General features: G+C 63.0%; 22 protein-coding genes and 1 pseudogene. 19 read left to right on the forward strand and 4 right to left on the reverse strand.

Features of this window, described 5'->3' with window-relative positions; translation table 11 throughout:
* Positions 1-264 precede the first annotated feature (264 nt).
* A pseudogene (locus tag ACSQ9I_RS35795) lies at positions 265-1,115 on the reverse strand (TerC family protein).
* A 282-nt stretch (positions 1,116-1,397) separates the two neighbouring features.
* Between ACSQ9I_RS35795 and ACSQ9I_RS35800 the strand changes: the two are divergent.
* The 9 genes from ACSQ9I_RS35800 (at position 1,398) to ACSQ9I_RS35840 (ending at position 10,394) form a co-directional block, all read left to right on the forward strand.
* A complete protein-coding gene (locus ACSQ9I_RS35800) occupies positions 1,398-2,213 on the forward strand; it encodes a hypothetical protein (RefSeq protein WP_436316699.1) in 816 nt (271 codons plus the stop codon).
* Between the two features lie 13 nt (positions 2,214-2,226).
* Positions 2,227-2,982 (forward strand): fused MFS/spermidine synthase, encoded by a 756-nt coding sequence (locus tag ACSQ9I_RS35805; RefSeq protein ID WP_436316700.1) that lies wholly within the window; start codon positions 2,227-2,229, stop codon positions 2,980-2,982.
* Positions 2,983-3,053: 71 nt separating this feature from the next.
* Entirely contained in the window at positions 3,054-3,197 is a 144-nt protein-coding gene (locus ACSQ9I_RS35810) for a hypothetical protein (protein ID WP_436316701.1), read from the forward strand.
* A gap of 3 nt (positions 3,198-3,200) precedes the next feature.
* Positions 3,201-5,225 (forward strand): hydrogenase 4 subunit B, encoded by a 2,025-nt coding sequence (hyfB, locus tag ACSQ9I_RS35815; protein WP_436316702.1) that lies wholly within the window; start codon positions 3,201-3,203, stop codon positions 5,223-5,225.
* Positions 5,226-5,232: 7 nt separating this feature from the next.
* A complete protein-coding gene (locus ACSQ9I_RS35820; RefSeq protein WP_436316703.1) occupies positions 5,233-6,180 on the forward strand; it encodes a respiratory chain complex I subunit 1 family protein in 948 nt (315 codons plus the stop codon).
* A 1-nt stretch (position 6,181) separates the two neighbouring features.
* The gene (locus tag ACSQ9I_RS35825) at positions 6,182-6,844 is read left to right on the forward strand and encodes a formate hydrogenlyase (protein ID WP_436316704.1); all 663 of its coding nucleotides are present in this window, start codon (positions 6,182-6,184) and stop codon (positions 6,842-6,844) included.
* 1 nt (position 6,845) lies between these two features.
* Positions 6,846-8,300: a hydrogenase 4 subunit F gene (locus tag ACSQ9I_RS35830; protein ID WP_436316705.1), complete on the forward strand. Its 1,455-nt coding sequence runs from the start codon at positions 6,846-6,848 to the stop codon at positions 8,298-8,300.
* Positions 8,301-8,304: 4 nt separating this feature from the next.
* The gene (locus ACSQ9I_RS35835; protein WP_436316706.1) at positions 8,305-9,858 is read left to right on the forward strand and encodes an NADH-quinone oxidoreductase subunit C; all 1,554 of its coding nucleotides are present in this window, start codon (positions 8,305-8,307) and stop codon (positions 9,856-9,858) included.
* Positions 9,858-10,394 carry an NADH-quinone oxidoreductase subunit B family protein gene (locus tag ACSQ9I_RS35840; RefSeq protein ID WP_436316707.1) on the forward strand — a complete coding sequence of 179 codons (537 nt, stop codon included), beginning with the start codon at positions 9,858-9,860 and terminating at the stop codon, positions 10,392-10,394. The genes ACSQ9I_RS35835 and ACSQ9I_RS35840 overlap by 1 nt, the downstream gene beginning before the upstream one ends.
* A 213-nt stretch (positions 10,395-10,607) precedes the next feature.
* Here the strand turns inward: ACSQ9I_RS35840 and ACSQ9I_RS35845 are convergent, their stop codons facing one another.
* From ACSQ9I_RS35845 to ACSQ9I_RS35855, 3 genes are all read right to left on the reverse strand, one after another.
* Positions 10,608-10,775 (reverse strand): DUF167 domain-containing protein, encoded by a 168-nt coding sequence (locus ACSQ9I_RS35845; RefSeq protein WP_436316708.1) that lies wholly within the window; start codon positions 10,773-10,775, stop codon positions 10,608-10,610.
* 204 nt (positions 10,776-10,979) lie between these two features.
* A complete protein-coding gene (fabZ, locus tag ACSQ9I_RS35850) occupies positions 10,980-11,417 on the reverse strand; it encodes a 3-hydroxyacyl-ACP dehydratase FabZ (protein WP_436316709.1) in 438 nt (145 codons plus the stop codon).
* 109 nt (positions 11,418-11,526) lie between these two features.
* Positions 11,527-11,661, reverse strand: coding sequence for a hypothetical protein (locus tag ACSQ9I_RS35855; protein ID WP_436316710.1), 135 nt, complete (start codon positions 11,659-11,661; stop codon positions 11,527-11,529).
* Positions 11,662-11,828: 167 nt separating this feature from the next.
* On the opposite strand from ACSQ9I_RS35855, the gene ACSQ9I_RS35860 reads away from it, so the two are divergent.
* The 10 genes from ACSQ9I_RS35860 to ACSQ9I_RS35905 all read left to right on the forward strand — a co-directional run bounded on the left by ACSQ9I_RS35860 (position 11,829) and on the right by ACSQ9I_RS35905 (position 22,291).
* Positions 11,829-12,599 carry a YoaK family protein gene (locus ACSQ9I_RS35860; RefSeq protein WP_436317115.1) on the forward strand — a complete coding sequence of 257 codons (771 nt, stop codon included), beginning with the start codon at positions 11,829-11,831 and terminating at the stop codon, positions 12,597-12,599.
* Complete coding sequence (locus ACSQ9I_RS35865; RefSeq protein WP_436316712.1) at positions 12,596-13,381, forward strand: hypothetical protein; 786 nt, start codon at positions 12,596-12,598, stop codon at positions 13,379-13,381. The genes ACSQ9I_RS35860 and ACSQ9I_RS35865 overlap by 4 nt, the downstream gene beginning before the upstream one ends.
* 87 nt (positions 13,382-13,468) lie before the next feature.
* Entirely contained in the window at positions 13,469-15,754 is a 2,286-nt protein-coding gene (locus tag ACSQ9I_RS35870; protein WP_436316713.1) for an NADP-dependent malic enzyme, read from the forward strand.
* Positions 15,755-15,814: 60 nt separating this feature from the next.
* A complete protein-coding gene (locus ACSQ9I_RS35875; RefSeq protein WP_436316714.1) occupies positions 15,815-16,579 on the forward strand; it encodes a fused MFS/spermidine synthase in 765 nt (254 codons plus the stop codon).
* Between the two features lie 244 nt (positions 16,580-16,823).
* Entirely contained in the window at positions 16,824-17,144 is a 321-nt protein-coding gene (locus ACSQ9I_RS35880; protein ID WP_436307622.1) for a high-potential iron-sulfur protein, read from the forward strand.
* 87 nt (positions 17,145-17,231) lie between these two features.
* Positions 17,232-17,513, forward strand: a complete 282-nt coding sequence (locus ACSQ9I_RS35885) for a hypothetical protein (RefSeq protein ID WP_436316715.1) — start codon at positions 17,232-17,234, stop codon at positions 17,511-17,513.
* Positions 17,514-17,824: 311 nt separating this feature from the next.
* On the forward strand, positions 17,825-18,100 hold the full coding sequence (locus ACSQ9I_RS35890; protein ID WP_436316716.1) for a hypothetical protein: 276 nt from the start codon (positions 17,825-17,827) through the stop codon (positions 18,098-18,100).
* A 403-nt stretch (positions 18,101-18,503) separates the two neighbouring features.
* Complete coding sequence (locus ACSQ9I_RS35895) at positions 18,504-19,604, forward strand: hypothetical protein (protein WP_436316717.1); 1,101 nt, start codon at positions 18,504-18,506, stop codon at positions 19,602-19,604.
* Positions 19,605-20,572: 968 nt separating this feature from the next.
* A complete protein-coding gene (locus ACSQ9I_RS35900) occupies positions 20,573-21,031 on the forward strand; it encodes a Chromate resistance protein ChrB (protein ID WP_436317116.1) in 459 nt (152 codons plus the stop codon).
* Between the two features lie 60 nt (positions 21,032-21,091).
* The gene (locus tag ACSQ9I_RS35905) at positions 21,092-22,291 is read left to right on the forward strand and encodes an MFS transporter (protein ID WP_436316718.1); all 1,200 of its coding nucleotides are present in this window, start codon (positions 21,092-21,094) and stop codon (positions 22,289-22,291) included.
* Positions 22,292-22,737 lie beyond the last annotated feature (446 nt).

The following is a 22,737-nucleotide window of genomic DNA, read 5'->3' on the forward strand; positions in this document are numbered from 1 at the left end:
CGGCTTGAGTGGCGCCTGTCGCTGAAACGGTCGGCCGCTCTGCCCCGCGTCGCCCGAACCTTGTTTTGCGTGTGACCGCGCATGCCGCCGCCTCTGGGCGGTGCGCTCGACCGCTGGTCGAACGGCGGGTCACCCGCATCCGCCCGGCTCGGTCTCGTGAGCTGCCCTGGAAGCTCTCGCAGCCGCCAGTCTGCCGAGCGCGACCACTAAAACAGCGCCGACCGCACCGCTGACGTACCTTGCAATGGCATTCTGCGGGACCAGTCACGCGATCCCGACGTCGGTGACTAGCATGACACCGCCGATCCAGCCAAGAAGTAATCCACCTGCGGTCACGACGATCGGGTAGCGATCCATCAGCCGCAATGCCAAACGGCTGCCGACCACGATGATGGGGATGCTTACCAGCAGCCCGAACACCACGACCGGCATCTTGTGCTGGATGGCGGCGCTTTCAGCTGCCGCGGCAATCGCCAACACGTGTCGATACTCATCACCAAGTCGGCGGTGATCACGGTCCGTATGGCTCTGCCGAGCTGCTCGGTGCTCCCGATATGCGCATGCCTACTACCGTTATCTTGCGGGAGCAGCAGTCTGACCCCGATCCACTTGAGGAGCACCGCACCGACGATCTTCAGGTAGGGGATCGCAAGCATGTGGAGCGCGAAAAAGATCAGAACAACTCGCATGAGGATCGCGCCAAGCGTTCCCCACACGATCCCTTGGATGCGCTGGTGATCAGGCAGGCCGCGACAGGCCAAAGCGATCACAACGGCGTTGTCGCCACCCAGCAGGATGTCAATCATGATGATCTGGCCAACCGCGAGCCAGAAGGCAGGAAGCAACAGCTGTTCCGTCAAGGCGTCCCTCCAACGGCTTGCAAGAGCGGCCTTCTCTCCCACAAGTACCACAACCCTGCGATGAACTCGACGAGACAGGTTTCCAGGTTCTAGTTGACGATGCCCGAAGCGTCGATGCCGTGGCGATCGAGCCGATTTACCAGGGCCTTGAACATTCCGGCGCATTCTTGTTGTTGTCGGCCGTACGGGCAGCGACGGATAGCGCGTCGGCTCCATCGCCGCATCACGGTGGCCGCACCTGCAGCGATCCGGCATCCGTATCCGCCAAACATGGTAATATCATTACCATTGCAATTACACTTTCAACGCATTACATTTGCCTTGAAGCTTATGCCTCCTTGAGCGCGTTGGCTAGCCCAGCGTCGAGAGATCGCGTCGCTGGCCACACTTGCAGTGCAGAGGCTCGATGACGTGGGGTTCATTCGCCCGACTCTTGTTGCCGTTCCGGCAGCGACGACGATCGCAGTTCGAGTTGGCCGGCGGTGTTCACCGAGACGACGGTTGATCAACGTCGTTCGAGGCGCCTGAGGCGACACCATGCCCCAACAGCATTTCAACAAGCCCACGGCGGCCTGCGGATCACGGCTCAACCACAACCTGATGCTGGTGCAATTTCTGCCGCCCGGCGGGGAACCACGAGTTTGTGCAGCACTCTGGCGCGAGGGTGACCGTGTACACCTCGCAGCGCCGCTCATGCGCGCACGCAACGGTGTTCGGGACCCGAAGTCCTTTGCACGACAGTTTCCCGATGCCTTGGCGTCGATCGATGCCTTTGAAGAAGCCATGACCTGCCTGGATGCAGCGTGCTATGGCGCTGCCGATCCGCACGAGGTTGACACTGCCTGCCAGCTGTACCCTGAGTGGAGGCTGCAATGCGTGCGGTACGACGGAAGCGACGCCAACCTGCTGGGGCTGGCAAGCCTCATTCGGGCTACGGAGACAGCCGGCGCATTCCCGGAGGCGATCATGCGCGATTGCCTGCTGGAAATGATCAGGCAGATCCTGAAGAACGACCCTGATCTGGTGGCAGGGCAGATCGAATCGACCTCTCAGAAGGGGGACGACGTCGCGACGCTGGACCTCGGGCGGGGTCGAATGGTGGTTGTCACCTTGCTCGCGAACATCACCTCGACGGACGTCGTACATCAAGGGGTGCTGGCACATCACAGGATGACTGCCCCGAACAATGCTCGGACCCAATGCCTGCTCGTAGTGCCCCATCTCCAAATCAACCAGCCGACGTTCCTTACCCCGCGCGTGGCGATCACCAACATGGACACTGATCACGTTCGAGCCTCGCTGGTAGACATGGCCAAGCGCGGAAACCCGAGCTCCTCAATCAAGAAACAGTAGACCAACCTTGCCCATGTCCGACAGTTCCGCATCTGCGCAGCACATCAAACCCTTCATTTACGAGACCGTCAGCTCCAAGGCTCTCCACTTCTGTATCAGTCACACTCAAAGCCGCATGCGACTCAACGACCCGTACGCGCTCGCTCTCGAGTACACACGCACGATGATGGGATTCCTGCTTTTCAAGCCGGAGCCACGCAGCATTGGGATGGTCGGCTTGGGCGGTGGGTCGTTGGCCAAATTCTGCTACCGCCATTTGAGCCGCGCCCGAATCCAGGTCGCAGAGATCAATCCGATGGTGATCGCATTGCGCGAGGAGTTCCACATACCGCGCGATGACGCGCGCTTCATCGTTTTTCAAGCCGATGGGGCGGACTTTGTACGCCGTGGTCCAAATCGTTTCGACGTATTGATCGTCGACGGCTATGACCTTGAGGGACTGCCTGCGCAGCTGTCTTCTCGAAGCTTCTACGACGACTGCCGCGAGTCGCTCCAGCCCGACGGGATCATGGTGGTCAATTTGCAGTACGGTGACCCTGAAACTGACGAGCACCTGGCTCACATCCGTCGCAGTTTCAATGGCTCGGTCCTGGTGGTCGATGACGGCGAGGAGAGCCATAGCATCGTGTTTGCCTGCAAAGGTGATGCCCTCGAGACGTACCGCTTGGGAGCGATTCGCAGGCCGCCAGACCTCGACCCAGGCGCCGCCAACCAGCTACTCGCAGGGTTTGCGCTGATCGCATCGGTGCTGAGAGACCAGCGAAGCTAGACCTCTCCAATTGCATGGCGTTCATATACTATGTGCTGCGGGTACCTATTGCATTGCCATGCTGAGGATCCATGGAGTTCAAAACTGCGCGCCTGACTCTGCTCATCGCCCCTCATAGGAAGGAAGCCTTCGAGCGGCTTTGTGCGCTGCAGGATCGGCCGGCGCCGCAGATGGTGCGACAGCTACCCCGAGACATCGCGCAGGACGGTGCCTGAGTCATGAGCGGCCTGCCCCCCGTCGCGCAATGGATCCATCTCGACTGGATACTCGTTGTGGCGATGGCCTGGTTGGTCGTGGGGGCTACCGGGATCTTTGCCCTGCATCGATTCAGCTTGGTGTCCCAGGTGCTCTTCCCGGTCGGGGCGCTGCTCGGGTTGGCGCTCTTCGGCTTGGCGCTGGACGCACTGCTTGGCACCCCCGAGGTTGCCGTGCTGCCCATCGGGCTGCCGGCATTGCCGTTCCATCTCCGCCTGGACAGCCTGTCGGCCTACTTCCTGATGGTGGTCGGTGGCGCCTCAGCCGGGATCTCCACATTTGCGGCCGGATACTTCCGCAAGGGCGAAGGCACGCCCCCCGGCCTGCTGTGCCTGGAGTACCACGTATTTCTGGTCAGCATGGTGGGGGTGATCCTCGCCGACGACGCGTATTCGTTCATGGTGATGTGGGAGACGATGGCGCTGTCGTCGTTCTTCCTGGTGACCGCGAACCACCGCATGGCTGAAGTGCGCAGCGCCGGCTATCTCTACATCACGATGGCGAGAATCGGCGCGATCGCTGTCCTGCTGTGCTTCGGTGTGCTTCAGGCCAACACGGGCGACTACACCTTCGCCAACATGCGCGCCCAGGCACTGTCGCCGTTCTGGGCCTCGGCCGGCTTCCTGCTCGCCGTGTTGGGGTTCGGCGCCAAGGCCGGCATCCTGCCCTTGCATGTCTGGCTGCCCGAAGCCCACCCCGCCGCGCCCTCCCCCGTCTCGGCCATGATGAGTGGGGTCATGCTCAACACGGCCATCTACGGCCTGTTGCGCGTGTCTTTCGACTTGCTGCACACACACCTGTGGTGGTGGGGTGGGCTGCTGCTGGCAGTCGGGTTGTCGACCGCCCTGTTCGGTGTGATCTTCGCGGCGGTGCAGACCGACATGAAGCGGCTGCTGGCCTATTCGTCGATCGAGAACATGGGCCTGCTGTTCGTCGGCATGGGCCTGACCTTGATTTTCTCGGCCTACGGCATGAAGCCGATGGCCGCGCTCGCGCTGACCGCGAGCCTCTATCACGTCGCGAGCCACGCCTTTTTCAAAAGCCTGCTCTTCCTCGGCACCGGCAGCGTGCTTCATGCCACTTCCGAGAGAAGCCTCGGCAAGCTGGGGGGCCTGATCCGGACGATGCCCTGGGTAGCCTGGCTCACGCTGTTGGGCGTGCTGACCAGCGCGGGTCTGCCGCCGCTGGGAGGCTTCGTGTCGGAATGGCTGCTGCTGCAGAGCTTCCTCTTCACGCCGGGGCTGCCGGTGCCGTTGCTGACCATGCTCATCCCGGTGGTCGCCGCGCTCATCGCTCTGGTGGCCGCGCTGGCCGGCTACACGATGGTCAAGTTCTTCGGCGTGATCTTCCTCGGGCAGCCGCGCGAGGACAAGCTCACCCACGCCCATGATGGCGGCCGCTGGGAGCGCATGGGTATGGTGTGGCTGGCGCTCGGCTGCATCGCGCTCGGACTGCTGCCGACACAATTCATTCAGCTGATCGACCCCGTGACGCAGCAGCTTGTCGAGTCGGGTCTCGGCGCCAAGGTAGCAGCCAATGGCTGGCTGTTGGCGCCGAACAGTCTCGCGCAGGCCAGCTACGGCCCCGTGATCTTCCTGCTCGGCATCCTGGGGAGCTTTGCGCTCGCCTTCCTGCTCGTGCGCAAGCTTTACCACGGCCGCGTGCGTCGCGGCCTGCCCTGGGCCTGCGGCTTCCCATGGAGCACAGCACGCATGCAGGACACCGCAGAAGGATTCGGGCAGCCGATCCGCCAGATCTTCGAACCTTTCTTCCTGATGCGGCGTGATCTGCCCACGCCGTTCGACGCGAAACCGCGCTACCGCGTGACGGTGGAGGATCACTTCTGGCGCTGGCTCTATGTGCCCATCGCCGATCTGGCGGCGTACCTCGCGCGACTGATCGGCCTCATGCAGCAAGGGCGGATCTCGGTGTACCTGCTGTACAGCTTCCTGACGCTGGTGGCCACGTTGCTCGTGGTGATGCGATGAGGTCGCCATGAGCTTCGCCGGCTTCATGTCGCAGTTGCTGGAGATCGTCATCGCGATCGGGCTGGCGCCCCTGCTGACCGGCTGGGTCAACCTGTGGCGCGCGTGGCTCCAGAACAAGTCCGCGCCCAGCCTCTGGCAGCCCTACCGGATGCTGCACAAGCTGTTCAACAAGGAGTCGATGGTCGCCGACCATGCATCGCGACTGTTTCGCGTCGCGCCCTATGTGATGTTCGGCTGCATGGTGCTGGCTTGCGCCATTATCCCCACGCTGTCGACCGATCTGCCGTTGGCGCCAGCGGCCGATGCGATCGCGTTGGTCGGCCTGTTCGCCCTGGCGCGAGTGTTCATCTCGTTGGCCGCCATGGACATCGGCACCGCGTTCGGCACCATGGGTGCGCGGCGCGAGATGCTGGTCGGTTTCCTTGCCGAACCCGCGCTGTTGATGGTGCTGTTTTCGGCTTCGCTGATTTCCCAGTCGACCTCGCTCACCACGATAGTCGAGACGCTGGCGCACCGCGAACTGGCGATCTATCCCGGTATGGCCTTTGCCGGGGTTGCATTCGCGATGGTGTCGCTGGCCGAGAACGCGCGCGTGCCGGTCGACAACCCGGCCACGCACCTTGAGCTGACGATGATCCACGAGGCGCTCATCCTCGAGTACTCGGGCCGCCACCTGGCGCTGATCGAATGGGCGGCCAGCCTGAAGCTGTTCGCCTATTCGTGCATCGGCCTGGCCCTGTTCTTCCCTTGGGGCGTTGCCGAGGCCCAGGCGCCGCTGGAGATGTTGCTGGCGCTGCCCGTGTTGGTGATCAAGCTCGCCGTGGGCGGCTTTCTGCTTGCCGCGCTGGAGACGGCAAGCGCCAAGATGCGCATCTTCCGCGTGCCCGAGTTCCTGGCCACCGCCTTCCTGCTTGCGGTGATCGGCATGCTGGTGCACCTGCTGCTCAACCAGTGACATGAGCAGCGGCATCCTGACCCAACTCGTCAACCTGCTCGGTGCGGTGCTGCTGATGCTCGCATTCGCGATGATCTCGCAGCGGCGCATCCTCACCCTGATTCACCTGTTCACGATGCAGGGTGCTGCGCTGGCGCTCGCGACCGCCGTGGTCGGCTATGCGACCGACCAGCACCACCTGTACCTGTCGGCCGGGCTGACCTTGGTGCTCAAGGTGCTGTTGATCCCGTACCTGCTGCACCGGGTCATCGACCGTCTCAACATCCGCTGGGACGTCGAGACACTGATCAACATCCCGACGACGATGCTGATCGGCATCGGGGTCGTGATCTTCGCCTTCAATCTGGCGATACCGATCTCCCAGCTGTCGTCGGCGCTGGCCAGCGGCACACTGGGCATCGCGCTGGCCTGCGTGCTGCTGTCGTTCCTGATGATGATCACGCGTGCGAAGGCGGTTCCGCAGGTGATCGGCTTCCTCGCGATGGAGAACGGCCTGTTCTTTGCCGCCACGTCGGCCACCTACGGGATGCCGATGGTGGTCGAGTTCGGCATCGCGCTAGACGTGCTGATCGGCGTGCTGATCCTGGGCGTGTTCATGTTCCAGATTCGCGAGCAGTTCGACAGCCTGGACATTCGCCACCTCGAGAAGCTGAAGGACGACTGAGTTGCTCGCATTGGCCTTCCTCCTCGCAACTCCGCTGGCCGGCGGATTGGTGCTGGCGCTGGTCGGCCATCGCGACAACGCGCGCGACGTCAACGTCGCCTTCAGCCTGGGCACCTTCGTCGCCGCATGCGTACTCACGGCGCAGATCGTCAAGAGCGGGCCGATGCTGGTCTGGGACCGCGAGTTCTACATCGACCCGCTGAACGTCTTTCTCGTCACGCTGACCGCATTCGTCGGCCTGACCACTTCCATCTTCTCGCGCCCCTACATGCGCGTGGAGCGCGACCACGGCAAGATGACGCCGCCGCGCCTGCGCCTGTACCACAGCATGTACCAGCTGTTCAGCTTCACGATGTTGCTGGCACTGACGACCAACAACATGGGCATCATCTGGGTCGCGATGGAAGCCGCCACGCTGACCACCGTGCTGCTGGTCAGCGTCTATCGCACCGCGGCCAGTCTCGAGGCCGCATGGAAATACTTCATCCTGTGCGGCGTGGGCATCGCCCAGGCGTTGTTCGGAACGGTGTTGCTCTACATGGCGGCCGAAAAGGTGATCGGCCCCGAGGGCGGCGCCTTGCTCTGGACCAACCTCGATGCAGTGAAGGACCAGCTCGACCCGAACATCATTACGCTGGCGTTCGCGTTCCTGTTCATCGGCTACGGTACCAAGGTCGGGCTGGTGCCGGTCCACAACTGGCTGCCGGACGCGCATGCCGAGGGTCCGACGCCGGTGTCGGCCGTGCTGTCGGGCCTGCTGCTGAATGTCGCGCTCTACGCGATCCTGCGCTGCAAGGTGCTGACCGACGGTGCGCTGCACTATCCTCTGGCCGGCCGGTTGATGATGGGCTTCGGCCTGCTGTCGGTGGTGGCGGCAGTGTTCTTCCTGATCCGGCAGAAGGACGTGAAGCGCATGTTTGCCTACTCGTCGATCGAGCACATGGGGATGATGACCTTTGCTTTCGGTATGGGCGGCCCGATCGCCAACTACGCCGGGCTGCTGCACATGACGGTGCATTCGCTGATCAAGTCCGCGATCTTCTTCGCCGTCGGCCATGCCACGCAGAAGGCGGGTACCCAGATCATGGAAGACATCCGCGGGCTCATCAAGGTCAGCCCGACGGTCGCCTGGGGGCTGATGCTCGGATCGCTCGCCATCCTCGGCATGCCGCCGTTCGGGGTCTTCGCCAGCGAGTTCCTGATCGTCACGACCGCAATGCGCGAGCAGCCCTGGGCGACCCCGTTCCTGCTGATCGCTCTGGGCCTGGCGTTTGCATCCGTCTTCAGCCGGGTCCAGCCGATGGTCTTCGGCGAGACCAACGTCAGGCCCCTGGCGCATCCGCCGGCCCTGGTTCCGGTGTTCGTTCATTTGGCGCTTGGCCTGATGCTCGGCGTCTACATCCCGCCCTATCTCAACGCCTGGTACGTCCAGGCGGCGGCGATGCTGGGGAACTGATCAAATGGCGCTGCCGGAACTCGGACTCGATCTGCGGCGCCTGTCGGCGCCGATGCCCATTTGGCATGGACGGGTGGGTCGGGACGCCTGGAGCGCCGTCGCGCGCGAAATCGCGGACACGGGAGGGCGTCTGGTCTCGGTCTGGGGCCTCGACCGCAGTGCCGCCGGCGACGGCATGGTGGCGTGTGCAGCTTACGCCGTCTCCGAGGGGCTGATCTGGCTCGAACTGAAGCTGGACGATGCAGCGCAAGGATTTCCCGATCTGGCAGTCGCATTCCCGTGCGCGGGGCGCATGCAGCGCGCTGTGGCCGATCTATCGGGTATCCGCGCCGAGGGCAGCTGCGACGATCGCCCCTGGCTCAACCATGGGGTGTGGCCGCCCGGATCATGGCCGCTGCAGCACAAACCCCAGTCCGAAGTTGCCTCCGCCGCCGGTGCGCTACCTGCGGACTATCCCTTCGTGCGCGTCGACGGTGACGGGGTGCACGAGATCGCCGTCGGGCCCGTGCATGCCGGCATCATCGAGCCCGGCCACTTTCGCTTCTCGGTCGTGGGCGAGAAGGTGCTCAGGCTCGAACAGCACCTCGGGTACACGCACAAGGGCGTCGAGCGCCGGTTCACGGAACTGACGCCGCTCGAGGGGCACCGCCTCGCGGGACGCATCTCGGGCGACACGACGGTGGCCTACGCGTGGGCCTACAGCATGGCGCTCGAGTCGGCCTGGAGCGACGAGGTCCCGGCACGCGCCGCCTGGCTGCGTGCGCTGATGCTGGAGCGCGAACGCGTGGCCAATCATCTGGGCGACCTCGGCGCTCTTGGGAACGATGCGGCCCTGGCCTTTGGCCTGGCGCAGTTCTCGCGCCTGCGCGAAGACTGGTTGCGTCTGTCGAAGGAGATTTTCGGGCACCGCTTGATGATGGACGCCGTTGTGCCCGGCGGCGTGGCGATCGATCTGACGCCAACGATGCGAGATCGCCTTTGCATGCAGTGCGATGTGATCGAGCGAGAGGTGCGCGCGCTGCGGCGTGTGTACGACGAACATGCGGGCCTGCAGGACCGCTTTGTCGGCACCGGAGGGGTGACGCCACAACTGGCCGCACTACTCGGTCTCACGGGCCTTGCGGGACGCGCCAGCGGGCAGACGGCCGATCTGCGCTGCGACTTCCCGTGGTCGCCCTACGACCGACTCAAGGTTGCGATCGCAACGCACCGCGACGGCGATGTCGCAGCGCGCGTGACGGTGCGGTTCGAAGAGGCATTCGAGTCATTGCGGCTCATCCGCGCCATCTGCTCTGGCTTGCCGGACGGCGCTGCTCGCGCCGAGCTTCGGCCTCCGGCCTCGGCATCGCTGGGTGCGGGCTGGGTCGAAGGCTGGCGGGGCGAGGTTTTCGTCGCACTGGAGATCGGGAGCGATGGCCGCATCGTGCGCTGCCATTGCCACGATCCGTCCTGGCAGAACTGGCCAGTGCTCGAGCACGCCATCATGGGCAATATCGTTCCGGACTTCCCGCTGATCAATAAGTCCTTCAACCTCAGCTATTCGGGGCACGACCTCTGATGTGGCACATCCTCAAGCAGATCGTGCGCACCGGCATCGTCACTGAGCCGGCGCCGCAGGTTGACGATGCCGAACACGCCGCGGTCGATCGCATCCAGCGCGACATCCTCGTGATCCTTGGCCAGGCGCTCACGATCCGCGAGGTCGATGCCGGCTCATGCAACGGCTGTGAACTCGAGATCCACGCACTCAACAACCCCTACTACAACATCGAGGGACTCGGCATCAAGTTCGTCGCCAGTCCGCGCCATGCCGACATGCTGCTGGTCACCGGGCCGGTGTCGCGCAACATGGAAGAGGCATTGCGGCGCACCTACGACGCCACGCCGGAACCGAAGCTGGTGGTCGCCGTCGGTGATTGCGGCTGCACCGGCGGCATCTTCGGCGAGAGCTACGCCAGCTGTGGCAAGGTGGCGAACGTGATTCCGGTCGATGTGGCGGTACCCGGCTGTCCCCCACCGCCGATCGACATCCTGCGCGGGATCCTTAGCGCTGTTCGACAACGTCAGGCACAGCCCGGCAAGCGTTCACCATGATGATTGCCGACGGATTCCTGCTTGAGGCGAAAGGCGCCGAGGTTGGCGCCACGCCTGCGTCCACCGCCCGCCCGCTCCTCGTCAAACCTTGGATTTCGGTGCCTGCGGACATCGTGGTCTGCAGCCTCGGTGCCAGACAGGAGTCGGCGGGCCATTCCCGCTCATTGATACTCCATGCCGGTTGGCAAGCCGTGCTCTGTCGACTGGACAGCCCTATTTGGGTCGAGCTGAACCTGGTGAGACCATGGCAGGCGGCTCAATGCATGCAGGCAACCTCGAGGAAGCCTTGATTCGCAGTTGCTTGTTGACGTTCTTGCGCCCGAACACAACCTCGATGGCGCAGCGCGATACGCCAAACTCGCCGGCCAGGAAACGCACCATGTGGTCTGTTGCAGGGCCACGCGCGGCGCCTCGGTGACGCTGACTTTCAGCTGATTGCCCTCGACCTTGCCGGTGGCGTCTTCTGCTGCGCCGGGTGTCCCGAGAATGTTGAGGACCAGGATGTCCCCCTCCCACCTGTAGAACGAGCTCTTTTTCGATAGGTGGCCACGCGCCGGGTCAGGCGGCACGCGCGGCATCGAAGCATCACGCGATGACCACACGCGTGCACAGCAACTCGGCCTCAACGGCGAGCTGACCGTCTACAAAGCCGCTCCCCTTGAACTTGAAGACCCCCGCTTTCCTGCGCAGCAGTCGAACGTCCATCATCAACTGATCCCCAGGTTCGACCGGCCTCTTGAATCGCGCTGCATCGATTCCACCGAAGTAGTACATCTTCGTGTCATCAGGTGTTTCACCGAAAGTCTCGAATGCGAGCAATGCAGCCGCCTGCGCCAGCGCTTCCAGCAGCAGTACGCCGGGCATCACGGGACGATGAGGAAAGTGACCTTGGAACAATGCTTCGTTGATCGTGACATTCTTCAGCGCCTCGATCCGCACGCCCTTCTCGAGATTCACGACGCGGTCCACCAAAAGGAACGGATAGCGGTGGGGAAGCCTCTTCAGAATTTCGTAGATGTCCAACTTCACACAAACCCCTTGCCAAACGCGGCGCTCTCGGCATAGCCGGTAACGAACAGCACCTTGAGGCTGGGTCGTATCGCCCAGCTCCTCTCGGCCAAATCTCGGCCGTTCATCCCGCCACGCAGACCGAAATCCGCAGAAAAAACTCCGTCAGCTCCCTTAAGGACGGACTGCTGAATAGCTGGCGCTCGGCTGCGAGGAGCGTGACGCCGCGGCGCTGAACAGGCCATTCGAGCACTTTCATCTATTGAGCCTCAGGCGACGCAGATGCGGTGTTACGACGGGCGTACCTGTCGCGCTGAGGTGATCGAAAAATATGTTAATCAAATGGTAATTGCAATGATACACAATGAAAACTATATTTGCGCTTCCGCCGTGAAGCCCGATGAGCTCGCGACGCCCCCACCGTCCATGCGAGCGAACATTCTTCAAGAACTCATCCAGTTGGTTCGGGCCCAACGAACAAACCGACAGCTGGGAGGCGTGCTCGCGTTCATTGCCGGCGCGATCAACGCCGGTGGGTTTCTGGCGGTGCAGCGCTATACGTCGAACACGACCGGGATCGTGTCCGCCATCGCGGGCGACCTGATCTCCGGGCACGTCGCCTGGGCGTTTGCCGGAGTCGCGTTGCTCATTTCATTTATTTGCGGAGCGGCAACCACCGGAGCGCTGGCCACTCGTGCGCGCCGCCGGCGATTACAGGGCGAGTTCGCGCACCCCCTTGTGCTCGAGGCGGTCTTGCTGTTGCTGTTTGGTTTGTTGGGCGCCAATCTCGAGCTGCTTGGCGAATGGTTCGTTCCGTCCACCGTTTTGCTCCCTTGTTTCATCATGGGGCTGCAGAACGCGATCGTCAGCAAGATCTCGAAGACCGAGATCAGGACGACACACATGACTGGCGTTATCACGGACCTGGGCGTTGAACTGGGTCGATGGATCCACGGTGACGATCCTCGGGGAGTCGATGGCCAACGCATGGTGAAGGCCGACTCCGAGAAGGTGGCTCTCTATACGACGATCCTTGGGTTGTTTGTGGGCGGAGGCGTTGTCGACGCCATCGCCTTCTCGGTTGTGGGCTTTGCGGCGGCGGTGCTCTTTGCCGCCGTGCTGGTGACGTTGGCTGCACTGCCGATGCTGCAAGACTTGAGGTCGATGGGTGACAGATCTACGGGGGATGTTTCGTGAAAGCCGCTGCGGGAACGAACCGCACCGTCAGCCGACACATCAAGCTGCTGCGTTACCAGCCTCCATCGGGAGGTGCAAGCCGCACCTTCGGTGCGGTTTGGCAACTGGGCAACGAAGTCCGGTGGACGTCACCGATCACACGAAGACTCAATGACGTGTTGGACCCGAAGCTCTTCGTTGACCGGTTTCCAGAAGCCACATACGAATTTGATCACTTCGCTGCCGCTATCACCTGGCTGCAGTCAGTTTGCAGCGCTGCGCGCGAGCTACTGGACGTTGCACAGGCCTGCCAGACAGAACCGGGCCTGGGGTTGAGCTGCGTTCGGTACGAAGGACCGGATCGTGGCGGGGATCTCGCCAGCCTGCTGGAAGGAGAGAACCAAGCGCAGTTGCTGGATGTCGAGATGCTTCGGACCGTTGTGAACCTGACCTTGGAGCACCTCGTCAAGGAGCATGCCGTTCTCAAGGGCCTTCCATTGGAGCTGATATCCGAGGAGGGTTCGAGCGAGTGCGCGCGACTTCTCCTCCCTGACGACCGGCTCGTACGCATCTACTTTGATCGCGATACGCGTCCGAGTCGCGTGGTCCCCCAGTTGCTTGCGGAGAGTGATCGGCTTTTTCGCCTGCGCTCGGACTCGGAAGTCTCGTTCTTTGTATTCGCTCAGTTGAAGGGCGCGCTACCTCTCCGGCTGACAACCAGCGTGCTCGCGACGGGGATGCGGCTGCCACACATCGCCAACGGGTTGGTTCGGCTGGTGTGGGCTACGCCACTGTCGTCATGAAGTTGCCCCACAGACCTCGAGGACCAGCGCGTTCAGCTGGCGGGGAGCGTATCTCGGCTCCGTATGAAGCGCCAGAACAGGAACCTTATGACCAACCCCACTGATCCGTTTCGCCTTGCCGCGCTTGAATATCACGGGTATCCGGTGCCCGGCAAGATCGCGATCGCGGCGACCAAGCAGATGCTCAACCAGCGCGACCTGGCGCTGGCCTACTCGCCCGGCGTGGCGGCACCTTGCGAGGAAATCGTCAAGGACCCGGTCAACGCCTTCAAGTACACCGCGCGCGGCAACCTCGTGGCGGTCATCACCAACGGCACCGCCGTGCTGGGCCTCGGCGACATCGGGCCGCTGGCCGCCAAGCCGGTGATGGAAGGCAAGGGCGTCCTGTTCAAGAAGTTCGCCGGCGTCGACGTGTTCGACATCGAGATCGACGAGAAGGACCCGGCCAAGCTGGTGGAGGTCATCGCCGCGCTGGAGCCGACCTTCGGCGCCATCAACCTCGAAGACATCAAGGCACCGGACTGCTTCTACGTCGAGCGCGAGCTGCGCAAGCGCATGAAGATCCCGGTCTTCCACGACGACCAGCACGGCACGGCGATCACGGTGGCGGCCGCCATGCTCAACGGCCTGAAGGTGGTGGGCAAGGACATCTCGCAGGTCAAGCTCGTCACCTCGGGCGCCGGCGCCGCGGCGCTGGCCTGCCTGAACCTGCTGCTGAAGGTCGGCCTGAAGCGCGAGAACGTGTTCGTGACCGATCTCGCCGGCGTGGTCTACGAAGGCCGCACCGAGCTGATGGACGACGACAAGCGCCAGTACATGCAAAAGACCTCGGCGCGCTCGCTGGCCGAGGTGATCGAAGGCGCCGACGTGTTCCTCGGCCTCTCGGCCGGCGGCGTGCTCAAGCCCGCGATGGTGGCGAAGATGGCGGCCAAGCCGGTGATCTTCGCGCTGGCCAATCCCAACCCCGAGATCTCGCCCGAGGACGCGCATGCCGTGCGCAGCGACGTGGTCATGGCCACCGGGCGCACCGACTACCCGAACCAGGTCAACAACGTCCTGTGCTTCCCCTACATCTTCCGCGGCGCGCTCGACTGCGGCGCGACCACCATCACCGACGAGATGGAAGTCGCAGCGGTGCATGCCATCGCCGAACTCGCGCAGGCCGAGCAGAGCGAGCGCGTGGCTGCCGCCTATGTCGGCGAAAAGCTCAGCTTCGGTCCCGAGTACCTGATTCCGAAGCCCTTCGACCCGCGGCTCATGATAAAGGTCGCGCCGGCCGTGGCCAAGGCCGCGGCCGAGAGCGGCGTCGCGCTGCGCCCGATCGCGGACCTGGATGCCTACCGCGACAAGCTGCAGAGCTTCGTCTACGCCTCAGGCCCCGCGATGAAGCCGATCTTCGATGCCGCCAAGCGCGCGCCGAAGAAGCGGGTCGCCTACTGCGAGGGCGAGGAAGAGCGCGTGCTGCGGGCGGCACAGATCGTGGTGGACGAAGGCATCGCCCGGCCCACGCTGATCGGCCGGCCGGCCATCATCGCCCAGCGCATCGAGAAGTTCGGCCTGCGCCTCAAGGAAGAGCTGGACTACGACATCGTCAACGTCGAGCACGACCATCGCTACCGAGACTTCTGGCAGACCTACCACCGCATGACCGAGCGCAAGGGCACGACGGTGCAGACCGCCAAGATCGAGATGCGCCGCCGCCTCACGCTGATCGGCGCCATGCTGCTGCACAAGGGCGACGTGGACGGCATGATCTGCGGCACCTGGGGCACCACCGCCTTGCACCTGCACTACATCGACCAGGTGATCGGCAAGCGCGCCGGCGTCTCCACCTACGCCTGCATGAACGGCCTGCTCCTGCCCGACCGCCAGGTGTTCCTGGTCGACACGCACGTCAACTACGACCCGACGCCCGAGGAACTCGCCGAGATCACCACCATGGCGGCTGAGGAGATGATGCGCTTCGGCCTCAAGCCGAAGGCTGCGCTGCTGTCGCATTCCAACTTCGGCAGCAGCAACCAGCCCAGCGCGGTCAAGATGCGCCAGACGCTCGACGCCCTTCTGATCCAGGCGCCTTGGCTGCAAGTCGACGGCGAGATGCAGGGCGATGTGGCGCTCGACGGCAAGCAGCGCGCCGCCGTCATGCCGCACAGTGCGCTGGCTGGCGACGCCAACCTGCTGGTCTTCCCGAACATCGACGCCGCCAACATTTCCTACGGCCTGATGAAGACTGCCATGGGGGGTGGAATCACCATCGGTCCCGTCTTGCTCGGCGCAGCACGGCCCATCCATGTCTTGACACCGTCGGCAACGGTGCGCGGCATCTTCAACATGACTGCCCTGACTGTCGCCGAGATCCCAAGCGACAAGTAGTCCTTCCAAGCGCGCGCGCCCGCCCCGCCCGCCTTTCTTTTTCATCTCATTGAATCATTGATGTCAGACCGCCTCGAGTACAACCGGCACCCGCGACCTCTTGTTGAAAAATCGCTGAACTCAAAGACCATGCATTTCTCGATCTGCGACGTTCAAAGCCGGATGCAGATCGACCGGCCCAACAACCTCATGCTGGCGTACACGCGCCTCATGATGGGCTTCCTGCTGTTTGCGCCCAACCCCCGCCACATCGCCATGGTGGGTTTGGGTGGCGGGTCACTGCCGAAATTCTGCTACCGGTATCTGCCAGATTCACGCATTCAGGTGATCGAGATCAACCCCTATGTCATCGCGCTCCGCGATGAGTTTGAGGTGCCCAGAGACGACCACCGGTTTCATGTCCGCAAGGAGGACGCTGCTGACTATGTGCGTACTGCCCCGTATCGCTACGACGTGATCGTAGCCGACGGCTTCGATGCCAACGGGGTGCCTGCGAGTCTTTGCTCGCGCTCTTTCTACGACAACTGCTTTGGCATGCTGGAGCCCAACGGGGTTTTGGTGGCAAACCTCCACTCCCATCATGAGCACTTCCCGCTCTACCTTGAGCGGATCAAAGAAAGCTTTGCTGGACGTGTCGTCACCGTGAGTGACTTTGATCATGGCAACACCATTGCCTTCGCATTCAAGGAAACGCCCGCGCCGCCGCTGCTTGCAAACCTGCAACGTTGCGCATCGACGCTGGCGCCTGAAGCATGGACGCAACTGGCGCCCAGCTTTTCCATGATCAAGCGGTTCGGCAGATGGCATAGCCAGGGGATGCCTTAAGGACACGGGAGGCCCGCAACGGACGATATTTCGCATCTCCCACCTGGAAAGGCGGACGGAGGCCGGACTGGGGCATTGCGATGCTGAGCATCGCGCTCGGGTGCGCACGGTTCGCGGCCGTCATGCGTCGAATGCAAGAGTCGCGACGCGAGGTGCGCCGTTACCCCGATCCTGACACCGGCACTTGCCGCCGCTTACACGCAAACTTTTGCCCGAACATTTTTCGATCACCCGGAGTCATTCCATGAACAGCAGCAATCGTCGGAGCTTCATGCTTCAAGTCGTCGCCACAGGTTCAGCACTCGCGGCAACTGGCGTCTACGCCCAATCTACGGGGCCCAAGCTGGAAGAAAGCGATCCCCAGGCAACGGCGCTCGGCTACAAGCAAGACACTACCAAGGTGGACCCCAAGAAATACCCCAAGCACGTGGTCTCGCAAACCTGCGCGAACTGCCAGTTATTCCAGGGCAAGCCGAAAGAAGCGACAGGTGGCTGCCCCTTGTTCCCGGGCAAGCTGGTGGCAGCCAACGGGTGGTGCAGTGCATGGGTCAAGAAGGCGAGTTGACCGCCCTGCGCCTGATGTCGCGCTTCGGGAAACGCGCATGCAACATCAGCCAGCATTGCGCCTCTCTGACACGTACCCTGGAACTTTATGAACCATACAGAAGATCTGCAAATTGTCCTGGCGCGCACCACTCGTGGCCAGCGTGAGGTGTTGTTCCGCGCGTCTGCGCTGGGCTTGGACGAACGCTCGTTGCTGTTGCGAGTCAACGGCCATACTGCTTTGCAGCACCTTCATCAGCTCTCTCCGCTGAAAGATCCGGTCGCCGCGGCGCGGGCGCTCCTGAACCTGGGCCTGATCGAAATCTTGAAGCGGCCAAAGCTCGAGGCGGCCAACGATCGAATCGCCTTTGCGTATACGGAGCCTCTTTGAGCGCCTGCGCTCACTGCCCAGACAAATCATCGGAGATCAACGAAAACGAAATCTGACCAATCAACAGTCTCACGGCATAACGGTCCGATGGCATGCCGGCCTCCTTGGTCGCGACAGCCGGCGGCATCGAGGAACCGCCCGGAGTGGGCGGTTGCCGAAGCAACCTCTACCAGCGCCGGCCGACTGTCAGCCTGAAGTATGGTTCGTCGCCCCGAAAGTCCACACGCAGGCGCCGCGCCGGACTCCCATGATCGCTTGAAAATGGACATGGCGCGCACAAGAATTGCTTGGCCCAGCATTAACGCCATCACATGCAATACGCCAATGCGCCAAGAGCCATGTGGAAACCTGCCGCGCCTATCGTCATCGCCGGCTACACCCTCTCGCCGGCAGAGGCATGGCTGCGCGGCTTCACGCAGGAGTTTTCCAGGCTCTCCAATGGAGAGGCCCCACTGGAGCTACTCGCGGACTGGGCCATCGAGATCTACCCTTCAAAAGCCGACCGTGACCCCACTGAGGTTGCACACGAGGAGTTTGAGAACGCGGCACGGCGGTTCGGCAACTCTCGGTCGAGCGCCAGTCCGTAGTCGGTCTGATGCCCGTGCGTGCAACGCACTCGAGGGCCTGCCGGCGCCAAGCGAGAGCGCGTTCCCGCAGATCAGCGTCGGAGAGTTCACCGGGTTCAGTCATTGGGTGATTTTGCCGTGGCACGCGGTCTCAATCGCGTGAACGGTCGCGCGCATCGGTCGCTTTCTGAGTCGCGCGCTACGCACCGGCAACGCCCCACCCTCTTGCCCTGCTTAGCCGCTGCATTTGCGACTGTGTTGGCCTGTTTGCGACTTCAATGGCCGTGAAAAAAAGTGATCCTGGAGCAAGGTAAAGGTGATCGATCCGCACGGCGGTGGCGCCGCGAATGTCATCGGCGCGTCACCGAGTGAGCCCCAAGATGCGCCCCGGCGATCCCGCCGGCCCGTTGGAGGAGAACACCCGATGACCCGCTCGCTGCTTCGACGCCTGCACAGCTTCGCCACGCGGCTGGGCGCAGGACTGATCACCCTCGGCCTGGTCGCCTGCATCCCGCTGCCGGCCCACGCCGACCAGGGCGAGGCGAACGCAGCATATGCGATTGGACTCTGGGGCGACCTTCCCTACTCCCCCGTCCAGGAAGCCGTCGGGTTGCCCAACCTGCTGGCCGACATGAACGCGCAGAAGCTGACGTTCACCGTGCACAACGGCGACCTCAAGCAGGGCTCGGGTAGCCTGTGCGACGACGCCCTCTTCCACCGGGCGGTGGGCTGGTTCAATACGCTGCAGGGCGCGGCCATGTTCACGCCGGGCGACAACGACTGGACCGATTGCGACCGACCGGCCAACGGCGGCTTCAACTCCCGCGAACGGCTCGACCGCGAACGCCAGGTGTTCTTCTCCACGCCGCTCTCGATGGGCCGCGATCCGATCGTGCAGGAGGTCCAGACCGAAGCCCTGTGCCTCGGTCAGGCCGGGGCCGTGCCCTGCGTCGAGAATCGACGCTGGAAAGTGGGCAGGGTCACCTACGTCACGCTGAACATTCCAGGCTCCTGCAACAACCTGTGCGACACGGCCCCGGACCCTGCGGAGTTCCAGGCGCGCAATGCAGCGAACATCCGGTGGCTGCGCGGGTCCTTCGCGGCGGCGGCGCAAGCGGGCTCGGTGGCGCTCATGATCATTGCCCAGGCCAACCCCGGCTGGGACAAGAGCGATCCCACGCGCGCGCCGGTGCGGAACCCGCTGACGCTGGAGCAGACCGACGCTGCGCCCGACGGCTACAAGGAATACCTCCTGGCCCTGCGCGAACAGGTGATCGCGTTCCGGCGCCCGGTGGCGTACGTGCATGGCGATTCGCACTACTTCCGCATCGACAAGCCGTTCCTCGACGCCCGCGGCCGCCGGCTCGAGAACTTCACCCGCGTCGAGACTTTCGGCGACAATGCGGCCAACGGCAACAACGACGTCCAGTGGCTGAAGGTCGTCGTGGACCCGAAGAGCCGCGATGTCTTCTCTTACCAGCCGATGATCGTGCCCGGCAACCGCGAGGCTGTGCCTGCGCCCTGAGCCGCGGGGCGCGGGGCGCGCAATGGCTGCGCCATCGCCTGCAGGCAGCCGTAGCGCGCCGCCACGGTTGACGCGCAAAGGAGCGGGGTGAAACGAATCGCCTCTTGATTTGCCAAGCGCCGAGGACATGACCTAAGCTTCGTCCCCCCGAGGAGAACGCAATGTCTATGCCTTCTACGTCCCGGCACCTTCACGACTTGGTCACGCTCGTCGGCGATCTCGGGGCTCGCTATGGTTCGGACGATGACCTGGTCACGCAAATCGACTCTGAAGTCGCGACCTGTGAGGCTTGCGAGTTGGAACGGCGGGCTTGGCTCGCTACGCATGGCACGCCCGCTTCGCGTTTCGAGCGCCGATCACAAGAAAATCCTCCAGCCTGAGCGCGCCAGTTCTCGGCATTGCGGAGCCGCTGAGCACCTCAGCTGGCCCGCCGACAAAGAAGAGCGAAATCCAGCGGCGGTTGCAAGCGACGTTGGGTCTTGTAATCGTTGCTTCACCGTCGCACCTCACAATTCATCCTGACAGCCGGCAGGCGCTGGTAGAGGTTGCTTCGGCGCTCGCCCGGACCGGGTGGGGGTCGAAAGAAAAAACGGGCCGCGAAGGCTCGTTTTCCTTGTATGTTTGTGAACGCACTCGATGTCGACCTTCTTGCCAACCGCGAGCTTCTCGTTGATCGGGAAATCCAGGGGCTTCGCCGGCCAATTCACCCTCCGAACCAGAACTTGAACCACAGGGCGAGTGCTGCGAGAACGATGCACAGAATCACATCGTCGTTTCTGACTTGGATCCACGCGAACGCGTGCCTCAGCCAATGATCCCCTTGGACGCAACTTGCATCCCAGACGTTTGCAAGAACCAGGTGGATCGCCGCCCAGGACAATCCAGCCAACATGACCAGGTCGTCCAGATAGCTCGGCAGCGGCAGCAACTCCGGTGTCAGGTCGACCAGCAGCGAGCACCAGCGTCAGCTGCGCACGGTGCAAAGCGATATCGAGCAAGCGGGCGGCGAGGCGGTGATCTTCGAAACGCAGGCAGTCGACGCCAAGCAGGAGGAACGTGTTGTGGCCTATTTCAAGCGCGACCGCGAGCAGGACTACGAGGAGTTTCTCGAAAAGTGTGACGACTACAAGAAGGAGATTGAGAAAGAGGTCAAGGCTGGCCGCTACAGCTTCGCTGAGATCAAAGAGAACGAAGACCTGAAGAAGCTCAAGAACTGGCTCGAGCGCATCAAGATCGTCGACTTCTATGGCGCGCCGGCGCGCGCGAGGGCCGAACAGCAGTTGGTCGAGTGCGAGGCCTTGCTGGAGAGCTATGCCAATGAGGTTTTCGAGCGGGAGCAGAACACGAAAACTGCGCCGACGAGACGGCCCGCAACTGCAAAGAGAGCGACCGCAAAGCGGCCTGCCAAACGAGATGCCAAGCCCTGAGTGGATCCAACCCCCATCACGCCTGACATGCCCTTTGACAGCAATGCTGCGCCGGAACCCATGACCACAAGAAGCAGCAGCACCCTGCATCAAATTCCGGCCGGCATTTGGGTGCTCGGCTTTGTCAGCATGCTGATGGACATCTCGTCGGAAATGATCCATAGCCTGCTGCCGATGTTCATGGTCTCGACCTTGGGCGCCAGCGCTTCGGCGGTCGGTCTGATCGAAGGGCTGGCCGAGTCCACGGCGCTGATCGTCAAGGTCTTCTCGGGGGCGCTTAGCGACTATCTCGGCAAGCGAAAAGGGCTGGCCGTGTTTGGCTACGCCTTGGGGGCACTGTCCAAACCGCTGTTCGCGCTGGCCCCTACGATCGGCATTGTGCTGACGGCCCGGCTGCTGGATCGGGTCGGCAAGGGGGTACGCGGTGCACCCCGTGATGCCTTGGTCGCCGACATTGCGCCGCCGCACTTGCGCGGCGCCGCCTTCGGGCTGCGCCAGTCGATCGACACCGTGGGGGCCTTCCTCGGTCCGCTGCTGGCGGTGGGCTTGATGCTGCTCTGGGCCAATGATTTCCGGGCCGTCTTCGGGGTGGCAGTGGTCCCGGGCTTGATGGCTGTCGCACTGCTCTTGTTCGGCCTTCGGGAGCCGAAACATCATCAGCTTGAGAAGCGGACCAATCCAATCCGCCGAGAAAACCTGAAGCGGCTTGGCCCGCCGTATTGGTGGGTGGTGGGAATCGGTGCCGTGTTCACGCTGGCGCGGTTCAGCGAGGCATTCCTGGTGCTGCGAGCACAGCAAGGCGGCATTGCGGTCGCTCTGGTGCCCCTCGTGATGGTAGCGATGAACCTGATCTACGCGCTGTCGGCCTATCCCTTTGGCAAGCTCTCCGACCGCATGAGCCACACCAAATTGCTGGCGCTCGGCCTGGCCGTGTTGATCGCGGCCGACGTCGTGCTCGCCACCAGCGATCATTGGTGGGTCGTGTTGGCAGGCGTCGCCCTGTGGGGTGTGCACATGGGCATCACGCAAGGCTTGCTAGCCACCATGGTGGCGGATACCACGCCCGCAGATCTGCGCGGCACCGCCTACGGGTTCTTCAACCTGGTGAGCGGAGTGGCGATGCTGGTAGCCAGCGTGGTCGCCGGGCTGTTGTGGGATCGGCTCGGGGCGTCTGCCACCTTCTATGCCGGGGCGGCCTTCTGCCTGATTGCACTCTGCGGACTGTTGTGGCGTCCATGCCAGCGTCCTTTGGGCGCTTGAGTCAATGCGCCGAGCCGGCCCGCGAAGTGTCTGGTAGCCGGCTCACACCACAAGAAATCCCCTGTGCGAGGCCCTACCTGGAGCACGCGCACTACCGCACTACTGCTGATCGGCGGGTACAGCTGAACGAACAAGACCCGCAAGAGTCGCCCAGATGTGGCCATAGCAGCGCCTTCTTTCCGGCGCAATGGGTGCATCCGAGCGTGCTGACGGTTGACACGCTCTATGCGAAGCTCCTCTCATTGCGCGGCGAAACCTCGCGCCCAGCGTGCCTTTTACATTGCGCGCCAAGCGATCAACAATCGTTCCATGAAGCGCCTATCAGGTAATTCTTGGGACCGGTCGCCCAATGGCAAGCAGTGCATTTCGACGCATTGAGGGCAGAGCTGCTTCAGTGCTCCTGGCCATCGGCGCTGCGGCGTTGATCGGCTGGCTGGTGGTGGAAC

The organism is Variovorax sp. LjRoot84, from assembly GCF_964254305.1.
Classification (GTDB): domain Bacteria; phylum Pseudomonadota; class Gammaproteobacteria; order Burkholderiales; family Burkholderiaceae_C; genus Variovorax.